Origin of the sequence: Streptomyces sp. NPDC020801 (genome assembly GCF_044334385.1) — a bacterium.
GTDB lineage: Bacteria > Actinomycetota > Actinomycetes > Streptomycetales > Streptomycetaceae > Streptomyces.
This window is the reverse complement of sequence record NZ_JBIRST010000006.1, coordinates 370,007-388,343: the sequence shown is the minus strand read 5'-3', so window position 1 is coordinate 388,343 and position 18,337 is coordinate 370,007. Positions and strand designations below refer to the sequence as shown.

Annotated in this window: 18 protein-coding genes and 1 riboswitch; of the genes, 9 read left to right on the top strand and 9 right to left on the bottom strand. The window is 73.3% G+C overall.

The genetic code is table 11. The features are described from left to right. Window positions 1–36: 36 nt before the first annotated feature. Window positions 37–720, bottom strand: a complete 684-nt coding sequence (locus tag ACH4UM_RS15850) for a DUF6445 family protein (protein WP_398178506.1) — start codon at window positions 718–720, stop codon at window positions 37–39. Window positions 721–953: 233 nt separating this feature from the next. Here ACH4UM_RS15850 and ACH4UM_RS15845 point away from each other — a divergent pair, with 233 nt between their 5' ends. Beyond that, window positions 954–1,682 (top strand): DUF4142 domain-containing protein, encoded by a 729-nt coding sequence (locus tag ACH4UM_RS15845; RefSeq protein ID WP_398178504.1) that lies wholly within the window; start codon window positions 954–956, stop codon window positions 1,680–1,682. Between the two features lie 117 nt (window positions 1,683–1,799). On the opposite strand, the gene ACH4UM_RS15840 is transcribed toward ACH4UM_RS15845, so the two are convergent. After that, on the bottom strand, window positions 1,800–1,937 hold the full coding sequence (locus ACH4UM_RS15840; protein WP_398178501.1) for a hypothetical protein: 138 nt from the start codon (window positions 1,935–1,937) through the stop codon (window positions 1,800–1,802). A gap of 44 nt (window positions 1,938–1,981) precedes the next feature. Then, window positions 1,982–2,329, bottom strand: coding sequence for an ArsR/SmtB family transcription factor (locus ACH4UM_RS15835; RefSeq protein ID WP_398178498.1), 348 nt, complete (start codon window positions 2,327–2,329; stop codon window positions 1,982–1,984). A 79-nt stretch (window positions 2,330–2,408) separates the two neighbouring features. Next, a riboswitch (cobalamin riboswitch) is annotated at window positions 2,409–2,615 on the top strand. A gap of 30 nt (window positions 2,616–2,645) precedes the next feature. Between ACH4UM_RS15835 and ACH4UM_RS15830 the strand changes: the two genes are divergently transcribed. Then, a complete protein-coding gene (locus tag ACH4UM_RS15830; protein ID WP_398178689.1) occupies window positions 2,646–3,743 on the top strand; it encodes a HoxN/HupN/NixA family nickel/cobalt transporter in 1,098 nt (365 codons plus the stop codon). On the opposite strand, the gene ACH4UM_RS15825 is transcribed toward ACH4UM_RS15830, so the two are convergent. Next, entirely contained in the window at window positions 3,740–4,771 is a 1,032-nt protein-coding gene (locus tag ACH4UM_RS15825) for a nucleoside hydrolase (RefSeq protein WP_398178496.1), read from the bottom strand. The genes ACH4UM_RS15830 and ACH4UM_RS15825 overlap by 4 nt on opposite strands. A 371-nt stretch (window positions 4,772–5,142) precedes the next feature. Here ACH4UM_RS15825 and ACH4UM_RS15820 point away from each other — a divergent pair, with 371 nt between their 5' ends. Further along, window positions 5,143–5,943, top strand: coding sequence for a hypothetical protein (locus ACH4UM_RS15820; protein WP_398178493.1), 801 nt, complete (start codon window positions 5,143–5,145; stop codon window positions 5,941–5,943). A gap of 76 nt (window positions 5,944–6,019) precedes the next feature. Here ACH4UM_RS15820 and ACH4UM_RS15815 read toward each other — a convergent pair whose 3' ends face one another. The 3 genes from ACH4UM_RS15815 to ACH4UM_RS15805 form a co-directional block, all read right to left on the bottom strand. Further along, on the bottom strand, window positions 6,020–6,301 hold the full coding sequence (locus tag ACH4UM_RS15815) for a ribosomal protein L7/L12 (RefSeq protein WP_398178490.1): 282 nt from the start codon (window positions 6,299–6,301) through the stop codon (window positions 6,020–6,022). 98 nt (window positions 6,302–6,399) lie between these two features. Then, a complete protein-coding gene (locus ACH4UM_RS15810) occupies window positions 6,400–7,233 on the bottom strand; it encodes a GAF and ANTAR domain-containing protein (protein WP_398178487.1) in 834 nt (277 codons plus the stop codon). A 219-nt stretch (window positions 7,234–7,452) separates the two neighbouring features. Then, entirely contained in the window at window positions 7,453–8,796 is a 1,344-nt protein-coding gene (locus ACH4UM_RS15805; protein ID WP_398178484.1) for a tetratricopeptide repeat protein, read from the bottom strand. Window positions 8,797–8,983: 187 nt separating this feature from the next. On the opposite strand from ACH4UM_RS15805, the gene ACH4UM_RS15800 reads away from it, so the two are divergent. Continuing rightward, the gene (locus ACH4UM_RS15800; RefSeq protein ID WP_398178481.1) at window positions 8,984–9,151 is read left to right on the top strand and encodes a hypothetical protein; all 168 of its coding nucleotides are present in this window, start codon (window positions 8,984–8,986) and stop codon (window positions 9,149–9,151) included. A 57-nt stretch (window positions 9,152–9,208) separates the two neighbouring features. Here ACH4UM_RS15800 and ACH4UM_RS15795 read toward each other — a convergent pair whose 3' ends face one another. Both ACH4UM_RS15795 and ACH4UM_RS15790 read right to left on the bottom strand, forming a co-directional pair. Further along, window positions 9,209–10,273, bottom strand: a complete 1,065-nt coding sequence (locus ACH4UM_RS15795) for a hypothetical protein (RefSeq protein ID WP_398178478.1) — start codon at window positions 10,271–10,273, stop codon at window positions 9,209–9,211. A 162-nt stretch (window positions 10,274–10,435) separates the two neighbouring features. Next, window positions 10,436–11,683 carry a PP2C family protein-serine/threonine phosphatase gene (locus ACH4UM_RS15790; RefSeq protein ID WP_398178475.1) on the bottom strand — a complete coding sequence of 416 codons (1,248 nt, stop codon included), beginning with the start codon at window positions 11,681–11,683 and terminating at the stop codon, window positions 10,436–10,438. 79 nt (window positions 11,684–11,762) lie between these two features. Here ACH4UM_RS15790 and ACH4UM_RS15785 point away from each other — a divergent pair, with 79 nt between their 5' ends. The 5 genes from ACH4UM_RS15785 (at window position 11,763) to metG (ending at window position 18,189) form a co-directional block, all read left to right on the top strand. Next, on the top strand, window positions 11,763–12,206 hold the full coding sequence (locus ACH4UM_RS15785) for a hypothetical protein (RefSeq protein WP_398178473.1): 444 nt from the start codon (window positions 11,763–11,765) through the stop codon (window positions 12,204–12,206). A gap of 313 nt (window positions 12,207–12,519) precedes the next feature. Next, a complete protein-coding gene (locus ACH4UM_RS15780) occupies window positions 12,520–13,455 on the top strand; it encodes a hypothetical protein (RefSeq protein WP_398178470.1) in 936 nt (311 codons plus the stop codon). A gap of 86 nt (window positions 13,456–13,541) precedes the next feature. Then, on the top strand, window positions 13,542–14,504 hold the full coding sequence (locus tag ACH4UM_RS15775) for an endonuclease/exonuclease/phosphatase family protein (protein ID WP_398178467.1): 963 nt from the start codon (window positions 13,542–13,544) through the stop codon (window positions 14,502–14,504). Window positions 14,505–14,724: 220 nt separating this feature from the next. Further along, the gene (locus ACH4UM_RS15770) at window positions 14,725–16,308 is read left to right on the top strand and encodes a VWA domain-containing protein (protein WP_398178465.1); all 1,584 of its coding nucleotides are present in this window, start codon (window positions 14,725–14,727) and stop codon (window positions 16,306–16,308) included. A 165-nt stretch (window positions 16,309–16,473) separates the two neighbouring features. Continuing rightward, window positions 16,474–18,189, top strand: a complete 1,716-nt coding sequence (metG, locus tag ACH4UM_RS15765) for a methionine--tRNA ligase (RefSeq protein ID WP_398178462.1) — start codon at window positions 16,474–16,476, stop codon at window positions 18,187–18,189. Window positions 18,190–18,337: the final 148 nt, after the last annotated feature.

The following is an 18,337-nucleotide window of genomic DNA, read 5'->3' as shown; positions in this document are numbered from 1 at the left end:
CGGCGCGGGAAGGGGCACCGGGCGCCGCCCCGGCGGTCACGCCATCCAGAAGAAGACCGCCGTCATCCGCTTCTCCTCCAGTGTGCGTCCGGAGTAACCGGTCGCGCTGTGCACGAGGTTGGCGTGGTAGAGCAGCAACCGGTTGGCCTTGTGCGGCACGCGGACGTCCTCCTCGAAGGCGTCCGGCGCCACGAACCGCGTACCGAGGGCCTCGACAAGGTTGTTGTGCGGGGCCTGCACGACGTTGCCGCCGAGCCGGCCACCCGGCAGGGACTGACGGTAGAAGCTGGTCCCGCAGTCCTTGGGCACCGAGGGGTTGAGGTACAGCACGGCCGCGTACCGGCACAGCGCCCGTGAGTCGGTGTGCGGCCTCGGCTCGCTCTCGCCCTCGCCGACCACCTGGACGCAGTTGTGGTTGAGGGTGCCGCCGCCGGGGGCCTGCTGCACCCGGAGTTCCTTCGCTCCTGTCGCCTTCCTCACCAGCCGTTCGACCCGGGCCAGTTCGGACGGCTCCAGGCCCGGCATGGTCCGCAGCCCGGGCCAGGTCTCCGAGGTGTACGGATACCCCTTGACCCAGTCGTCCTTGGCCAGACACCGCTCCCGTACGGCGTCCGCGTCGGGCAGGACGTCGTCGATGACCCAGTAGTCACGGCCCTTGGTGGGCTTGCGGTAGGGCAGGACGGGGAGCGCGGTGGGCACACCGCGGGGTTGTGGGGGCATACGGCCGAATCTAGGGCGGGCCCCTGCCAGAGCTCTCCCACGGCGCGGTCAACGTTGCGTCAACCTTCCCCGCACCTGCCAACACCCCGGCCGCCGCGACTTTTTACCCAATCAAAAGGTTGTTCCCGCTATCCGATCCGTACTCCTGTGCGTCCGAACCGCCCATGGGCGGGACACATGACCGGGCAGGAGGCACGGTGCGCTTTTCGCGGAACGCGACGGGAACTCTCTTCGTGGGCGGAGCTCTCAGCCTGACCCTGGTCGCGCTCGCCTATCCCAGCATGCTCGGAGTCACCAAGGTCTCCAGCGACCCCTCGCGCGTCATCGCGCAGACGCAGTGGGGGCCCCTGACGGAGGGTGACCGGGACTTCGTGGTGAAGGTGCGCGCGGCCGGGCTGTGGGAGTACCCCGTCGGTCAGATGGCCGTGAAGAAGGGCACCACCAAGGCGGTCGTGACCGCCGGACAGCACCTGATCGACGGGCACGCGGCGCTGGACGCCAGCTGCCGCAAGATCGCGCCGATGCTGAACATCACGCTGCCCAACTTGGCCAGCCCTCAGCAGCAGGGCTTCGTCAACACCCTCAACTCGGACAGCGGCAAGCAGTTCGACAACGACATGGCCAACATCCTGCGTGTGACGCACGGTTCGATCTTCAACACGATCGCGAAGATCCGCTCCACCACCAAGAACACCCTGGTACGCCAGCTCGCCAACCAGGCCAACGCCACCGTGCTCGACCACATCACGGTGATGGAGCAGACCGGACTGGTCAACTTCGACCAGGTGAACTTCCAGGAGACGACCCCGCCGAAGCTGCCCGACACCGACCTGACCCCGCCGCCCCCGCCCGCCGGCCAGCCGGAGGTGGTGCTCACCCCGCCGCCGAACGCCACGTCGAGCCCGCTGGTGATCGACGGCGGATCGAACCCGAATCCGAGCCCGAGCCCGACGGTGGGGTGAGCAGGTGGGGTGAGCAGGTGGGGTGAGCAGCAGGGAGGAAGGGCGAGGGGGCAAGGGCCAGGGAGGAAGGGCCGGGAGACAAAGGGCCGGGAGAGGAAGGACTCGTGGCCAGGTCAGTCACACGGTGGTGTCCGCCTCCAGCCGGCTCGCCGCCAGTGGCGCACTGCTCAGCAGCGCCTCCCCCGGGAGCGGAACCGCGCTGCCGGAGAGGTTGGTGACGCACCGCCGGCCCGCACAGCGGGCGAAGGCCGGCACACCCTCGGGGGTGTCCTCCAGCCAGGGGGCCGGCTTGCCGCCGGTCAGCCGCAGTGCTTGAGCAGCGCGGCGACCTCCGCGTCCACCACCCGGTACCGCACCACGCGGCCCTCCTTCTCCCCCGTCACGACCCCCGCCGCCCGCAGCAGCCGCAGGGCCTGCGAGACGGCGGGGTCGTTCATGCCGGTGGCGATCGCGAGGTCGGAGACGGCGAGGGGCCCGGTGCGGTGCAGAGCCAGCAGGAGTGCCAGCCGCCGGGGGTCGGCGAGCAGGGAGAAGCGGTCGGCCCAGGTGCGTACGTGACCGGGTTCGCCGATCGCGGCGATGGCGTCGCAGACCCGGTGGCCGTCGATCGTACGGCGGCCTGCGCGGTCGGCCGGGACGAGATGCATGCCGCCATCCTCGCAGGCCACTTCTGTGATCTTCCATACCTGCGCAGGTATGCAGCTATGCAGGGAAGCGCTCGCACCTCTACGGTTGGCGGGCCGTGGTGTTCGGGAAGCCGGTGACGGCCCCTCAGGGGGTCCATGCCGGAGCGGCCCTCGCCACTGTGATCGGGGAGTTCCGGGCCCACGTCCCGCAAGGGGCAGCCACTGGCCGTCGTGCGACGGCCGGGAAGGCGGACCGGGAACGCACGACCCGTAAGCCAGGAGACCGGCCACGGCAGCTCACGAAGTGATCCACGAGGTGCTGGAGCGTGAAGACCGGATGGCCCTGCCCGACCCTGCCCACAAGACGTCCTTCCGCTGGCGGCGCGAGGACACCCTGAAGACCGCGGGCCTGATGGCGGTGATCACCGCACTGCACGTCGTCGCCTTCGGCATCCTGTTCCTGCTCGTCGTCCCCGAGCACTACCAGGTGGGGACGAAGGCCTTCGGCATCGGCCTCGGCGTCACCGCCTACACCCTCGGCGTACGGCACGCCTTCGACGCCGACCACATCGCCGCCATCGACAACACCACCCGCAAGCTGATGGCGGACGGCAAGCGCCCGGTGTCGGTCGGCTTCTGGTTCGCCCTCGGCCACTCCAGCGTGGTCGTGGTGCTCGCCCTGCTGATCGCTGGCGGCACCTCGCTGGCCGGCAAGGTCATGAACGAGGGCTCGCGCACCCACCAGGTGCTCGGCTTCATGGGGACGACGATCGCCGGTACCTTCCTCTACCTCATCGCCGCCCTCAACCTGGTCGCCCTGCTCGGCATCCTGAAGGTCTTCCGGTCCATGCGGGCCGGTACGTACGACGAGACGGAACTCGAACAGCACCTGGACTCGCGGGGCTTCATGAACCGCTTCCTCGGCCGTCTCACCAGGTCGATCTCCCGGCCCGGTCAGATGTACCCGCTGGGCTTCCTGTTCGGGCTCGGCTTCGAGACGGCCACCGAGGTCACGCTGATGGTGATGGCGGGCTCGGGCGCGGCGGCCGGACTGCCCTGGTACGCGATCCTGTGCCTGCCGCTGCTGTTCACCGCGGGCATGTGCCTGTTCGACACCCTCGACGGCACCTTCATGAACTTCGCCTACCAGTGGGCGTTCTCCAACCCGGTCCGCAAGGTCTTCTACAACCTGACCATCACCGGCCTGTCCATCGCCGTCGCCTTCTTCATCGGCACCATCGAGCTGGTCGGCGTGGTGCGCGACAAGCTCGACCTGCGTGACGACCTGACCGGCTGGATCGCGGGCCTGGACCTCGACAACGTGGGCTACGTCATCGTCGGCCTGTTCGTCGCGGTGTGGGCGGCGGCACTGACGTACTGGAAGGTGGCGAAGGTGGAACAGCGGTGGGCGGTCCGGTCCGCCGACACCACCTAGGAGCGCCCCTCCTGGGACCCCCGGGAGCGCCCCTCCCGGGACCACCCCTTCCGGACACCCTCGACGGTGGCCAGGTACAGCCTCACGTACCGCTCGGCGTCGATGTCCAACGCCACGTCGAGCAGCGGCTGTTCGCGCGCCTCGCCGTGCAGCTCCGCCTCGCCGGGGCGGGGGCGGCGGTCGACCACCGTCTGACCCCGTGCCGGGCCCGGCGCGAGGTTCACCTCCACCGGCAACCGGTGCGTGGTCAGCCCCACGGGGTCGGCGACCGAGCAGACCGCGCCCGCGTCGCCGAGGCCGCCGGAGGCGTCGCCGAGTTCGTCGGACGGGGCGTTGTAGGTCGCCGGGTCGCGGTGGGACAGCAGGCGCCCGGCGAGGCGCGCGCCGGGCTCCGCGCTCTCCCGCAACCGCCGCACATCCGCGGCCGGGACGACCACCCGCTCGAACACGTCGAGTCCGTACATGGTGATCGGTACCCCCGCGGTGAGCAGGACCGCCGCCGCCTCCGGGTCGTGCCAGACGTTGAACTCGGCCACCGCCGTGGCGTTCCCGGTGGCCACCGCGCCGCCCATGAAGACGATCCGCTCGATGTTGCCGGTCACTTCGGGATGCGTGCGCAACAGCAGCGCGATGTTCGTCAGGGGAGCCGTCGGGATCAGGGTGACCGGACGGGGGGAGGCGAGGATCTCCCGGCGCAGCAACGCCACCGCATGCACGTCGAGGGGCCGGCGGGCCGGCGCGGGCAGGCCGAGATCGCCCATGCCGTCGTGGCCGTGCACGTGGTGGGCGTTGCGGGCGGGCTCGATCAGCGGGCGCTCGGCGCCCCGCGCGACGGGGACGTCGCCGGCGCCCGCCTGTTCCAGGACGGTCAGGGTGTTGCGCACCACCTGGTCCACGTCCGTGTTCCCGGCGACACAGCTGACCGCGCGCAGGTCCAGATCCGGGTGGCGCACGGCGAAGAGCAGGGCCAGAGCGTCGTCGACGCCGGTGTCGCAGTCGATGATCACGGGAATGGGCTGACCGGTCACGCGGGACTCCTTCCGTCACAGCGACCCTAAGCGTCGGGGCCACAGCGCGGCGGCGCGCGATGCCGCGCCCCGCCGCCCTCCGCCGGGCTCCCCGATCACCACCCGGGCGGGCGTGCACCGGGGTCCTCCTCGCCGGAGGGGGCGGGGGACCCGGGGACGGCGAAGGGCGCGCCTCAGCGGCCGGACGGAAGCGACGGGCCGGGCGCGGGCGCGACCGGTTTCCCCCGGCACCTCACCCGGACGGCCCGGCTCGCTGGTGGGCGCGGCGACTCGGTGGTGCCGTGAGAGGACCGACGCGACTCGAGACCCCGCAGTCCGCAGTGAGCAGTGAGCCGCCCGCAGTGAGCAGTCCGTACGTCTGGAGGCACCCCATGACCCGTCCCCCGGCCGCCCGTGTCCTGCACGCCGGTGTGCTCGGCGCAGCCGTCCTGCTGGCCACGACCGCCTGCGGGTCCGGGGGGACGGACCGGGCCGCCGGGGCGCCCTCGGCCGCCGCTGCGGCATCGCGCCCGTCCGCGCCCGGCTCCGCGAGCCCCGTCGGCGCGCTCACCACGGCCCAGGCGCAATCCGCGCTGCTCACCGAGGCGGACCTGGGCGGCCCGTGGGCCCCCACGCAGGGCGCCGCGACCTGGCGGGACGGGGTGCTCAAGGCACGGACCGACGCCCCCGACTGCCAGCGCCTCCTCGACGCCCTCTACGCCGACGAGCTGCTCGGCGTCCCCACCGCCACCCAGGCGGTGGCCGGCTTCGACGACGCCGACGACGCCGCCCAGCTGCACTACCAGGTACTCGCCCTCCGCGCGGCGGACGTGGACCGCACCCTGGCCTGGCTCAGGACGCTGCCGCAGAAGTGCGCCCGGTTCACGGCGACGACCACGCGGGCCGGCGTGCAGGACGTACAGGTCCTCGACCTCGCCCTGCCGGAGGCGGGGGACGCCCGCCAGGGGCTGCGGATCGCCTTCTTCGGGGCCTCGGACGAGGGGGGGACGACCACCCTCACCCTCGACGTCGCCGTGGTCCGGGTCGGCGACGACGCGATCACCCTCACTGACGGCGCGCCGGGCCCGGTGCCGGAAGACCTGGCCGGCCAGGCGGCCCAGCTGGGCGCGCAGCGTCTGACGGACATCCACCGCCAGGCCCGCGCACAGGCCGGACCCGCCGCCGGCCGGTGACCCGTGAAGCGCCGCCGGGCCCCGGCCGCGCCGATCCGCTCACCCGAACGGCGGCGGGCCGCGCCGACTCGGCCGTTCAGGCCGCGATGCGGTCGACGGCCTCCTTGGCCTCCTTCAGACCGGCGCCGGTGGCCTCCCGGTAGACCTTGATCGCCTCGATCCGCTTTCCGGCGCGGACCAGCCCGGTCACCTCGTCCAGCGCCGGGTCCTCCTCGCGCAGGCCCAAGTGGTCGATGATCAGGTCGAGTTTGCGTTCCACGCGTGCAATGCGGCGGTCGGCCCGGGAGAACCGGCTCGCATCACTGACGAGGCCGACGAGCACCACCAGGGTGACGGCGAGCAGGGCGACTATGTCCATGACCACGACCCTATGATCGGCCGCGCGCGGACCACGGCGCAGACACGCCCACAACTTCCTTGAGCCCCGGCGCAGTTCGGCGGTCGCCGCGCCGCCCCCTAGTCGCGGTCGAACCTCGTCCGGTGCGTGGTCACCTCGTGGGCCACCTCCAGTGCCGTACGGCCCTGGGTGAAGGCGCGGGCCCGCAGCCGCGCCACCGCCTCGTCCGCCCCGGCCCCGAGCTGAACCATGATCATGCCGATGGCCTGGTACACCTCGTCCTGGTCGGTGAGGAGACCGCTCAGCCAGGAGCTCTCTGCGCCCTCTCCCGCCCCCTCGTCGTCCTCGTCGCGGGGCAGGGACATCAGCGCCAGCGTCATCGCGGCGGCCACGAGTTGCACGGTGTGCAGTTCCCGCCTGCTGAGCTCGTGCGGGGTGGCGCCGTACAGGTCGAGCGTGCCCACGCAGACCGCGTCGCTGCCGAGCGGGATGGAGTACACGGCCTGCACACCGGCCTCGGCCGCCTGCTGGGCGAACACCGGCCAGCGCCGGGCGTCCCGTCCGCCCGTCAGGTCGCCGGCCAGTACCGGGGCGCCGATCTCGGCGGCGTACAGGGAGGGCCCGTCTCCGAGGGTGGCCTGGATCTCGGCCATGTGCGCGGCCGCCTCGTCGCTGGCGCCCATCTGCACGGGCATTCCGTCGCCGCGCAGCGAGACGCTGGCCCCGGTCACCGGCAGCAGCGTCAGCGCGACGGCACACAGCCGGTGCGGAACCTCACCCGGCGTCACGCCGCCGGCCCCCTCGGCGATCAGATCGGCGACGGTCCCGGGCCCGCCCTCCGCCGGATCGCACACCGGCTCACCCGCGTTGTCCCGCTCGGGGGTACCGTCCCGGCGGCCGCGTCGGCGCGGTTCCTCGCCCGGGGCGCCGCAGTCGTCGTCCCTGGGCCGCACGGCCACCGCCTCCTCACGACATCGGCGCGGCCGGCACCGTCCGGGCACGGGCACGGGCACGGAACACAGGCTCGGACATGGACACGGGCACGTGCCCGTACCTGGCGCACGCGTACCGAGCCTGCCCCGACGGGCGCCCGGGTACCCGGGGCGCGGCCGCGTAACCGGGTCACGGGGGAGGCCGGGCAACCGGGCCGGAGGAGAGGCTCGACGACCGGGTCACAGGGGAGGCTGGGCGGGCGCGGGCCCCAGTGTCGTGGTGCCGGGGGCCGTGCGGTGGCCCAGGCCCGTCCGGTAGGCGTCCAGGGCCGCCTCCACCCGGCCGGTGCGACGGAGCAGGTCGCCCAGGAGACGGCACAGGTCGGCGAGGTCGCCGGCCGCGCCGGCCCGTTCCAGCAGGCTCAGCGCGCGGACGTAGTGCTCCTCGGCGGCCTCCGTGTCGCGGGCGTCCTCGGCGATGATGCCCAGCAGGCGGTGTGCGGCGGCCGCGTGCACGGCGCCCCGCTCGGGGGAGAGCTCCCCGAGCACGTGCCGCAACAGGTCGGCGGCCTCCTCCGACTTGCCGCGCCGGTGCAGGACGTCGGCCAGCTCCACCGCGACCTGACTGGTGTAGAGGGCGGCGCGGCGGGCGGACAGCATGGTGCGCGCGGCGCGCAGCTCGTCCTCGGCGCGCTCCAGCTCGCCGTTCTGGGCGTACACGTAGCCGCGCATCCAGTGGCAGTTGGCGAGTTCGGTACGGAGCCGAAGGGTGCGGTAGAGCTCGGCGGCCCTGGCGAGCGAGGCGTCGGCCTCGGCGATCCGGCCCTCGGCGAGCAGGGTGCGGGCGACCGAGCGGTGCATCCGGGCGACCAGCGCGGGATCGCCCGCCTGCGGGGCGAGGGCGAGCGCGAACTCGGCCGCCTGGGCCGCCCGCGCGTGCGCGCCCATGTCCATGTACGGCCCGATGACGCCGGCGTAGAGGAGGAGCAGGGCGTCCGGGTCGTGCAGACCGCTGCGGTTGAGCTCGTCGAGGGTGGACTCGAGGAGATAGACGGCGTACCGCAGCTCCCCGGCCAGGTAGTGGGAAACGGCGCGGCCGCGCAGGGCGGGGACGCGGGCGGGCAGCGGCGCGTCGGCGAGGGCCCGTTCGGACCGTTCGAAGTACTGCCGTCCACTCGCCAGCTCACCGGTCTCCAGGGCGCACTCGCCGAGCCCGAGCAGGGCCGCGGCCTGCACATCGGTCAGCTCGTGCCGCTCGGCCTCCGCGAGCAGCCGGGCGTACTGCTCGGCCGCCCGCTCCGTCTCCCCGGTGGCGAGGGTGCGCTGTGCCTCGGTCATCCGCAGGCGCAGGTCGGTGGCGAGCTGGGCGGGGCGCCCGGTGGCCAGTTCGTCGAAGGCGACCCCGAGCCGCTCCGCCACGTGCTTCAGCGCCTCGTCGGAGGGGCGGACCCGGCCGGCCTCGAGGGTGGAGATATAGGCGGGGGTGTACGCCGGTTCGGCCAACTGTCTTTGTGTCATCCCTCGTTCGTGCCGTAATCGCTGCACCCGGCGCCCGATGGTCGCCGGGTCGTCCCGCTTCGCCATGCGGTTAATCATGCCAGTAAGCCGACTTACGGCGAGCCGCTTCGCCCGCCTGCCGCCAATACCGCAAAACCACCCCGGATGGCCCCAACTCCCCTTGAAAGCCTTCCCGTTCGGGGCCCTCACCCCCTAGGTTGGAGAGCGCGTTAAACGTGCTTAATCCATCACTGTCGTTGCGAGGTCGGTTGCCGTGCTCGGACGCCCTGTCGCGCGCCATGAACGCATCTCCGCGCGTTACCTCAGAGGATTCGGCGCAGCCGTCATCGCCGTGGCCGCCCTGATCACCGCGGCCAACGCGGGCCCGGCGAGAGCGGCGGACCCGGCACCCCCGGCCCAGCACACCGTCCAGGGTCGCTAGTGCTGCGACCGGACCGCCGGGCAGAGCCGGACCGCCGGACACGACCGGACCGCCCGGTCAGAGCCGGGCCCCCTCCAGCTGTCGCAGCTGCCGCCGTACATGGTCCAGTGCGCCCTGCCGCCGGCCGGGCACCCGTCCGCGCAACTCCGCGAGGACGGGACCGAGTTCGCGGGCGCGTGCGGGGTCGTGGATCTGCCCCCACTGGTGGTGCGCCCGGTCGACGGCGGCCTCGACCTCCGGGGCGTCAAAGGTCTGCCCCATGGCCAGCCGGGTGGCGGCGACGGTCAGCCACGCCCGACAGCTGCGGGCCGCGTCGCCCGCGAACATCGCCAGGTCCGCGCGGACCTCGGCCCAGTGCAGCGCGTCCTCGGAGGCGGCTCCGTGCGCCTGCACGGCCGCCCGCTCCCAGCGCGCGGCGAGCGCGTCGGCGTCGCCGTGCCGCCCCGACTTCACACAGGCGGTGATGGCGGCGTGCGGGTCGGCCGCCGCCGGCCGCCGCGCGCTGAGCACCAGGCCCGGGCCGCCGTCCTCGCCGGCCAGCCGCGCCAGCGCCTGCTCGTGCAGCTGCTCCGGCGGCGGCCGGTGTCCGCTGCGCAGGATCGTCGCCACCGCCTTCATGTACGACGGCACCGCCACCGTGCGCCGGGCCGGGGGCGGCGCGACCCTGCCGTACACGGCGATGTTGCGGCCGCACTCCAGCGGCCGCTCGCGCAGCCGCTGCCAGCACTGCGGGTCCGCGTGCAGATCGGCCACGAGCGTGGTCGTGCCGTCCGGGCGCAGCCGCAGCTCCTCGCGCAGCCAGTGCCAGGGCAGGGCCGTGTAGCGGACGGTCGCCGCGGTGGTGCGGGCCAGCGCCAGGTGGGGCAGATGCTGGCGGCGGTCGAGCTGGAGCTGGCCGGTGACGAAGACGGTCAGCGGGCCGGGGGACGCGGCGGCGGCACGCAGCCGGGTGAGCACGGCCTGCGGCTCCAGCGGGTCGGCGAGTTCGACGACGGTCGCGGTGTCCGTACCCGACAGCACGGCGGGTTCGACGGCGGCGAGCACCGGGAGCACGGAGGCGGCGTCCACCAGACGCCCCCGGCCCACGGGTGAGGCCGCGAGCAGCAGCACGGTTCCGGGCATCGTCCCCCCGCGTCGGTGATCGGTCGGCCGCATCCGGTCGGTACGGCCGCATCCGGTCGGTACGGCCGCATCCGGTCGGTCGCGTCTGGTACGGCCGCGTCCGGTCGGTGGCGTCCGGTCGTGTACGCAGCACCGTAACCGCTGCGGCCGGGAAGGCGGGCGTCAGACCCGTGAACGCCCGGCGACCGCATCGCGGGCGGCGGTGCGCCGTACCGCGAAGATCGTCGTGTCGTCGCCGAGGTGCCCGCCGCAGTGGCGCAGCGTACCGTCCCGGACATGGGCGACCAGGCGCTGCGGCTCGGCGGTGCGCGGATCGGCGGCGACGGCGCGGGCCAGTTCGGCGGCGAGCGGGTAGAACGCCCCGGTGCCGTCGCGGGCCTCCGTCACACCGTCCGTGAACAGCAGCAGGGTCTCGCCGGGGGCGAGCCGTGCCCGGCGCACCGGCGGCGGCCCGTTCGGGGCCAACTCGCCGAGACCGAGCGGGAGTCCGTCGCCGGGCGGCAGCCGCCGGACCCCCGCCGGGCCGACGACCAGGGGCGGCTCGTGGCCGAAGTTGACGACCTTCACCACGTCCGGGTCGTCCTCGGGGAACCCGAGCAGGACGGCGGTGGCGAAGCGGTCCTCCTCGTCCCGCCCGAGCGCCGCGGCGTGACGGCGGTGCCGCACCATCCGCGTCTCCAGGCGGTCGGCGACCGTCACCAGGTCCCGCTCGTGGTAGCCGGCCTCCCGGAAGGTGCCGAGCAGCGCGGCCGCCGTCGCCACCGCGCCGAGACCCTTGCCCTGTACGTCGCCCAGGAGGACGCGGGTGCCGGCCGGGCCGGGCTGGATGTCGTAGAAGTCGCCGCCGATACGGGCGTCGGAGTCCGCCGCCAGATAGACGCCCGCGTGGTCCAGGCCGCCCCAGCCCGGCGGCAGCGGGCGCAGTACGGCGCGGCGGGTGGTGGCCGCCACGTCCTGCATGTGCAGCATCAGCCGCTCGCCGCGCAGCCGGACCGCGCAGGCCAGCACCGCGAGCGCGCCGCCCGCGGCGACGAGGATGAAGTCGGGTATCCCGGTCCGGTACTGATGCGGCCAGGCGCTGTCGACCACGACGTACGTGACGAGCGACAGCGCGGCGAAGGCGGCCGTCGTCCACACCCCGCAGATCGCGGCGCAGATGCCGGGCACCAGCACGATCCAGGAGATGGTCCGGAACTCGCCGCCGGTGCTCCGGTCGATCGCCGCGATGGCGAGAAGCAGCAGCAGCGGCGGAACCCAGGCGACGCTGCGGCCGCGTACCCGCAGCAGCTGCTGCCGCGGCGCGACGCCGTCCCGGCGGCCGGTCCGCCGATACCCGTCGGGCAGGCCGTCCGGGTCCGTGCCGCCGTCGCTCACGACGCTCAGCACAGCACAGGCGGCCACGGCCCGCATCCGGGCCTCCCACCGACTTGCCAGGGCCCCCCGGCAGGTGTGCTCTGGTAGGCGGGGACGAGGAGAGAGGAGCGCTCTCATGGCTCACGCGGCACCCCTGCCCATCGGCACCACCCGCGACACGCGCGCCCACCCGACCGACCTCTTCACCGAACGGGCCCACGCCGTCGGACGGTGGGCGGTGCCCCTCGCGATCGGGCTGATCTACGGCTACTGGGCCGCGGCCATCCGGCGCAGCGGCGGGCCGGTCACCGGCTGGAACCTCGCGTTCGGGTTCGTGACCACGATCGTGTTCACCCTGGTCACGGTGGGCGTCCTGTACCTGGGCCCGCGCCTGCGGCGCGAGCTGCACGCCACGCTGTGGTTCGCCTACGTCGGTATCGCGTTCGGCTTCCTGTACAGCCAGAGCGGCGAGTCGGTGCTGCTGTCGAGCGGTCTTTCGCTGGCAGTCGGGGTGATCGCGGGCCTCATCTGCTTCTACTGGTGCTACACGCACGAGGACGCGGAGGGCCACCACATCTGACCCGGGCGGACCGAGCGGGCCGTGGACTCCGGCAGCGCGCCGGGCCCCACGGCCCGCCGTCGCGCGCACACCTGCAGCGGCCCCCACGGGCCCGTGAGCCCGTGGGCCCGTGGGCCGCAGACCCCGCAGACCCGCACCCCCGGCAGGCCCGCAGGCCCCGCCGACCCGTAGGCCCCGTAGACCCGCAGCCCCCGCAGACCCGTGGGCCCCGCAGGCCCCGCAGATGCCGCACCCCCTCACGGTGACTTTCCGTGGTCACCCGATTGCCGTCCCCCCGCTCGCGCGCCCGCCCCCTCGGGCATTGCCTGGGAACGTGTCCCGACGCCTGCGAAGCGGCCTGTCGGCCGTGCTGATCGCCCTCTCGTGCCTGCTCGTGCCGTTCGGCGCGCTGTCGGCCTGGGCGGCCTACGGCCTCGCCGACACCGGCCGCTACGTCACCACGATGGAGCCGCTCGCCCACGACCCGGACGTGCGCGACGCGATCGCGGACACCGTCGGGGACGGGATCATGCACGAGATCGGCCACGAGATCGGCCAGCGGATGGACGCCCGTGCGACGCGCGGGACCGTCGCGCCCTTCGTGCACGACGCGGTGCGCTCGTTCACTCAGACCACGGCCTTCCGCACGGCGTGGAACGAGGGCAACCGGGCCGCCCACGACGCCGTGCTGCGCGCGCTGCGCGACGAGCGCGACGAGCCCGACCGTCCGGTCACCGTCGATCTCGCCCCCGTCACCGCCCAGGTCAAGGCCCAGCTCGCCCAGGAGCACGTGCCGCTCGCCGGCCGCATCCCCGTCGAACACACCGAGGTCGCCCTGGTCCCGGCCCAGGATCTGAGCCGTCTGCGGAAGGGGTTCAACGTGCTCGAAGTCGCCGGATTCTGGCTCCCGGTGGCGGCCGTCGCCTTCGCCGTCGCCGGCATCACGCTGGCCGCCTGCCGCCGCCGCGCGCTCACCGCCACCGCGCTCGGCACCGCCCTCGGCGGCGCGCTGCTCGCCCTCGCCCTCGCCGTCGGCCGCAGCCTGACCCTCGCCGACCTGCCCGACGAGGTGTCCCACCCGGCCGTGGGCGCCGTCTACGACGCGCTCACCGCCACCCTGCGCACCGCCTCCTGGACACTGGTGGCCCTCGGCCTGACCGTCGCCGCCCTGGCCTGGCTCACCGGGCGCTCCCGCCCCGCCCGACGCCGCCGGGCGTCCGCAACACCCCCTCCGGCCCAGCCTCAACGGCCCACACGCGTCGAAGTCTGACCGCCAGGGAGGTGGGCGCCCGGTTCGGCAAGGGGCGGGGGTGAATTCCTGGCGCGGGTGGACCGCCACTCGTAGGCTCGGGGCTCGTGGCGGGGAGCGATCGGCGCGGACGGCGGCTCGGGGCGTGGTGCGCCGGGCTGCTGCTGGCCGGGGTGAGCGTCGTCGTCGGATGCCGGCTCGCCGACAGCGACGGCATCACCCCCGTACCGCAGTTGCTCGCCTTCCTGCCGTGGCTGCTCGCGCCCACCGGGCTGGGCCTGGCCCTCGCGCTGCTCGGCCGCTGGTGGGCCGGGGCGGTGTGGAGCGTGGCAGTGCTCGGGCTGCTGGCCTGGTACATCCAGCCGTACGGCAGGACCGAGGAACCGGCCGGCGCTCCTGTGGCCGGGGTGCGCGTCCTGACGTCGAACGTGGAGTTCGGCCGCGGCACGTCGGCTCTGGTCCCGGTGATCCGCCGGGAGCGGCCGGACCTCGTGTTCGTGGAGGAGTGCGAGAACACCTGCCGGGCGGCCCTGCTGAAGGGGGTCGGCGGTGACTATCCGTACCGGCGGGCGGTGGTGGCGGCCGGTTCCAAGGGATCGGTCCTGCTCAGCCGGTATCCGCTGCGGGCCACGGACGGCGTCCGCGGCACGATGGGCATGCCGGGGGCGCTCGCCGACGTGCGCGGCCGCACCGTACGGCTCCAACTGGCGCACCCCATGCCCCCGCTGCCCGGCCAGACCGCACTCTGGCACCGGGAGCTCGCCCGCCTGCGCGCCTTCGCCGCCGCCGACGTACGGACCCCCACCGTCCTGGCCGGCGACTTCAACGCATCCCAGGACCACGCGGCCTTCCGCCGCATCCTCGACACCGGCCTGTACGACGCCGCCCGCCTCGCCGGAGCCGAGCGCACCCCCAGCTGGCCGGCCCGCACCACGCCCACCCTGGGCGTCCAGATCGACCACGTACTGGTCTCCCGGGACTTCTCCGCGGCCGGCGCCCGCTTCCTGGCCCTGGCGGGCACCGACCACCGCGCGCTCCTGGTCGACCTCACGCTCCACGAGCCCCGCTGAGGGAGGCGTCCGGCACCTGACCGGACGGTCAACGGGTTGAACCCGGTGAGGAGTTGGCGTGACGGCCCGATGCGCGCGGACGGACGGCAGGGGGTGCCGTTGACACGGGCCGCTGCCCGGTGCTCGACCCTGCCCAAGATCATCACTCGGGGCCGCTAACCTTACGTGTCCGTCCTGGCCAGGGATTGACGGGCATCACCTCATGCGAAGGGTTGCGCACATGGGCATTCTCACTCTCCTGCGGAACGCGTTCGGCCGATCACGCAAGGGGCGTACGGCCGAAGCAGAGGGTGCGGAGCAGGCTCCGACCCAGGAGCCGACCCCGGCCCCCGCCGCGCGGCAGCCGGAGCCCAAGGTCCCGTCTCCGGCATCCGAACCCGCCGCCACCGCCACCGTCCAGGTCCCGGACCCCCGCGGCGAACACGATCTTGTCGCGGCGGCCTTCGACAACCTCGCCGTCCCCAAGCCCGCGAAGCCGGTGGACCCGACGGCGGCCGAGCCCCCGGCCACGGCACCCCAGGCGTCCGGGGAACCCTCGGCACCTGAGAAGCCGACGCCCGCGGATGAACCGGTGGCGGCCGAGGAACCGGCGGCCGCGGAGGAACCGCCGGCGCCCGAGGAGCCGACGCCCGCCGAGGAACCGGTGGCGGCCGAGGAACCGGCGGAGGCCGAAGAGCCCACGCCCGCCGAAGAGCCGGTGACCGAGGAGCCCAAGGCGGAGGAGGACCCGGCCCAGGAGACGCCCGCCGCGCTCGAGGAGCCCGAGGCGGAGGAGCCGGCCCCCGAGCCGGAACCGCAGCCTGCGACGGCGACGGCGACCGACCAGCCGGACCCTGACCCGGAACCGCAGCCGGTCGCCGCGACCGAGGACGCGCGATCCGCCGACGGCGAGGAGCCCGAGCCCGAGGCCACCCCGGAAGCCGAAGCCACCCCCGAGCCCGAAGCCGAAGCCGCCGACAAGCCCGAAGCCACCCCCGAAGCCGAAGCCGAAGCCGCCGACAAGCCCGAAGCCACCCCCGAAGCCACCCCCGAAGCCGAACCCGCCGACAAGCCCGAAGCCACCCCCGAAGCCGAAGCCGAAGCCGCCGACAAGCCCGAAGCCACCCCCGAGGCCGAAGCCGCCGACAAGCCGGCCCTTCCCCTCACCCGGGTCAAGACGCGCGCCCCCGGCCTCACCACCGCCTACCGGGCCGCCGCGGCCGCCCTCAAGAAGAACGACCTCACCGGCACCCGTGCCAAGGTCTACCTCGTCCTCGACCGTTCCGCGTCCATGCGCGGGTACTACAAGGACGGCTCCGCCCAGGCACTCGCCGAGCAGACCCTCGCCCTCGCCGCCCACCTCGACCCCGAGGCGACGGTCCACGTCACGTTCTTCTCCACGGAGGTGGACGGCACCGCCGACCTCACCCTCTCCGACCACGAGAACAAGATCGACGACGTCCACGCCGCCCTCGGCCGCATGGGCCGTACGAGCTACCACGCGGCCGTGGAAGCAGTCCTCGCCCACCACGCGAAGTCGGCGGACGGCAAGGACGGCGCGGCCGCCCCGGCCCTGGTGGTCTTCCAGACGGACGGCGCCCCCGACGCCAAGACCCCCGCCACCCAGGCCCTCACCGACGCGGCGGAGAACCACCCCACGGTCTTCTTCTCCTTCGTCGCCTTCGGCGAGCACGACAACAAGGCCTTCGACTACCTCCGCAAGCTGAAGACGGACAACACGTCCTTCTTCCACGCGGGCCCGGCCCCGCGCGAGCTCACCGACAAGGAGCTCTACGAGGGCGTACTGGCCACCTGGCGCCCGTAACCCCCCGGAACCGCCGGACGACTCGGCGCCGCCCGCTTCCCACCCCGTAAAACGGGAAGCGGGCGGCGCACCCGTGTCGGCTACGATTTCAAGGTTCGTAGACGAATCGGACGGCCCGGAAGCCGCCGGCCGTCACCCCACGTAGCGACTTGGGAGCAGCCCGCGATGGCTCGACACCTCATCACCAGCGCCCTTCCGTACATCAACGGGATCAAGCACCTGGGCAACATGGTGGGGTCCATGCTCCCGGCGGACGTGTACTCGCGCTATCTGCGCCAGCGCGGCCACGACGTGCTGTACATCTGCGCGACGGACGAGCACGGCACCCCGGCGGAACTCGCGGCCAAGGAGCAGGGCCTCCCGGTCGACGAGTTCTGCGCCCAGGCGCACGACGCGCAGAAGGCGGTCTACGACGGCTTCGCGCTGGCCTTCGACTACTTCGGCCGCAGCTCGTCCCCCGAGAACGTGGAGATCACCCAGCACTTCGCCCGCAGGCTCAACGACAACGGCTTCATCGAGGAGCGCGCGATCCGCCAGGTGTACAGCCCGGCCGACGGCCGCTTCCTCCCGGACCGCTACGTCGAGGGAACCTGCCCGCACTGCGGCTACGACAAGGCGCGCGGCGACCAGTGCGAGAACTGCACCCGCGTGCTGGACCCGACGGACCTGATCAACCCGCGCAGCGCCATCTCCGGCTCCACGGACCTGGAGGTCCGTGAGACCAAGCACCTCTTCCTCCTCCAGTCCAAGCTCCAGCACGAGGTCGAGGAATGGGTGGCGCGCCACGAGGAGGCCTGGCCGCAGCTGGCCTCCTCCATCGCCCGCAAGTGGCTGAACGAGGGCCTGCACGACCGCGCGATCACGCGTGACCTGGACTGGGGTGTCCCGGTCCCGGCGGACACCTGGCCGGAACTGGCGGCCGAGGGCAAGGTGTTCTACGTCTGGTTCGACGCGCCGATCGAGTACATCGGCGCCACGAAGGAGTGGTCGGACCAGGACCCGGCGGGCCGCGACTGGAAGTCGTGGTGGTACGACGTGGACGACAGCGTCCGCTACACGGAGTTCATGGCCAAGGACAACGTCCCCTTCCACACGGTGATGTTCCCGGCCACCGAGCTCGGCGTGCGCGAGCCGTGGAAGAAGGTCGACTACGTCAAGGCCTTCAACTGGCTGACGTACTACGGCGGGAAGTTCTCCACCTCGCAGAAGCGGGGCGTCTTCACCGACCAGGCCCTGGACATCCTCCCGGCGGACTACTGGCGCTACTTCCTGATCGCCAACGCGCCGGAGTCGGACGACTCCTCCTTCACCTGGGAGCACTTCACGGCCACGGTGAACAAGGACCTGGCCGACACCCTGGGCAACTTCGTCAACCGCGTCCTGTCCTTCTCCCGCAAGCGCTTCGGCGAGGAGGTCCCCGCGGGCCGCGAGCCGGGCGAGGCGGAGGCACGGCTGGGCGAGGAGATCGCGCGCCTGCTCGCCGAGTACGAGGAGCACATGGAGTCGCTCCAGTTCCGCAAGGCGGCGGCGGCCCTGCGCGCGCTGTGGTCGGCGGGCAACTCCTACCTCGAGGAGAAGGCCCCCTGGCTGGAGATCAAGACCGACCAGGAGGGCGCGGCCCTGACCCTGCGTACGGCGATGAACCTCATCCACCTGTACGCGGTGGTCTCCGAGCCCTTCATCCCGGCCACGGCGAAGGCGATGCGCTCCGCGTTCTCCCTCACCGGCGACACGGCGACGTGGGTGACGCCGGGCGAGGCGAGGTCCCTGGCCTCCGTCCCCGCCGGCACCCCCTTCACGGTCCCGCCGGTCCTCTTCGCCAAGCTGACGGACGAGGACCTGGAGACGTACAAGGAGCGCTTCGGCGGCGAACCGGCGTAGGACGCGGCCGCGAGCCGGCGCAGGACGGCCGCGCCCCGCCCCACAGGGCCCGGGAACCGCAGGGTTCCCGGGCCTCGCCGCGTCCCGGGCCTGAGGAAGAGGGCAGAGCAGGCACGTGCCCGGCAGGCGCCGCAGCGCCCCGGCGGCC

Excerpts from the sequence above, each read along its gene's own strand:
- ACH4UM_RS15815 (WP_398178490.1), bottom strand. The coding sequence starts at position 6,301 with ATGGACATAGTCGCCCTGCTCGCCGTCACCCTGGTGGTGCTCGTCGGC.
- ACH4UM_RS15795 (WP_398178478.1), bottom strand. The coding sequence starts at position 10,273 with ATGCCCGGAACCGTGCTGCTGCTCGCGGCCTCACCCGTGGGCCGGGGG.
- ACH4UM_RS15850 (WP_398178506.1), bottom strand. The coding sequence starts at position 720 with ATGCCCCCACAACCCCGCGGTGTGCCCACCGCGCTCCCCGTCCTGCCC.
- ACH4UM_RS15805 (WP_398178484.1), bottom strand. The coding sequence starts at position 8,796 with ATGGCGAAGCGGGACGACCCGGCGACCATCGGGCGCCGGGTGCAGCGA.
- ACH4UM_RS15770 (WP_398178465.1), top strand. The coding sequence starts at position 14,725 with ATGGGCATTCTCACTCTCCTGCGGAACGCGTTCGGCCGATCACGCAAG.
- ACH4UM_RS15785 (WP_398178473.1), top strand. The coding sequence starts at position 11,763 with ATGGCTCACGCGGCACCCCTGCCCATCGGCACCACCCGCGACACGCGC.
- ACH4UM_RS15830 (WP_398178689.1), top strand. The coding sequence starts at position 2,646 with ATGGCCCTGCCCGACCCTGCCCACAAGACGTCCTTCCGCTGGCGGCGC.
- ACH4UM_RS15820 (WP_398178493.1), top strand. The coding sequence starts at position 5,143 with ATGACCCGTCCCCCGGCCGCCCGTGTCCTGCACGCCGGTGTGCTCGGC.
- ACH4UM_RS15790 (WP_398178475.1), bottom strand. The coding sequence starts at position 11,683 with ATGCGGGCCGTGGCCGCCTGTGCTGTGCTGAGCGTCGTGAGCGACGGC.
- ACH4UM_RS15835 (WP_398178498.1), bottom strand. The coding sequence starts at position 2,329 with ATGCATCTCGTCCCGGCCGACCGCGCAGGCCGCCGTACGATCGACGGC.
- metG (WP_398178462.1), top strand. The coding sequence starts at position 16,474 with ATGGCTCGACACCTCATCACCAGCGCCCTTCCGTACATCAACGGGATC.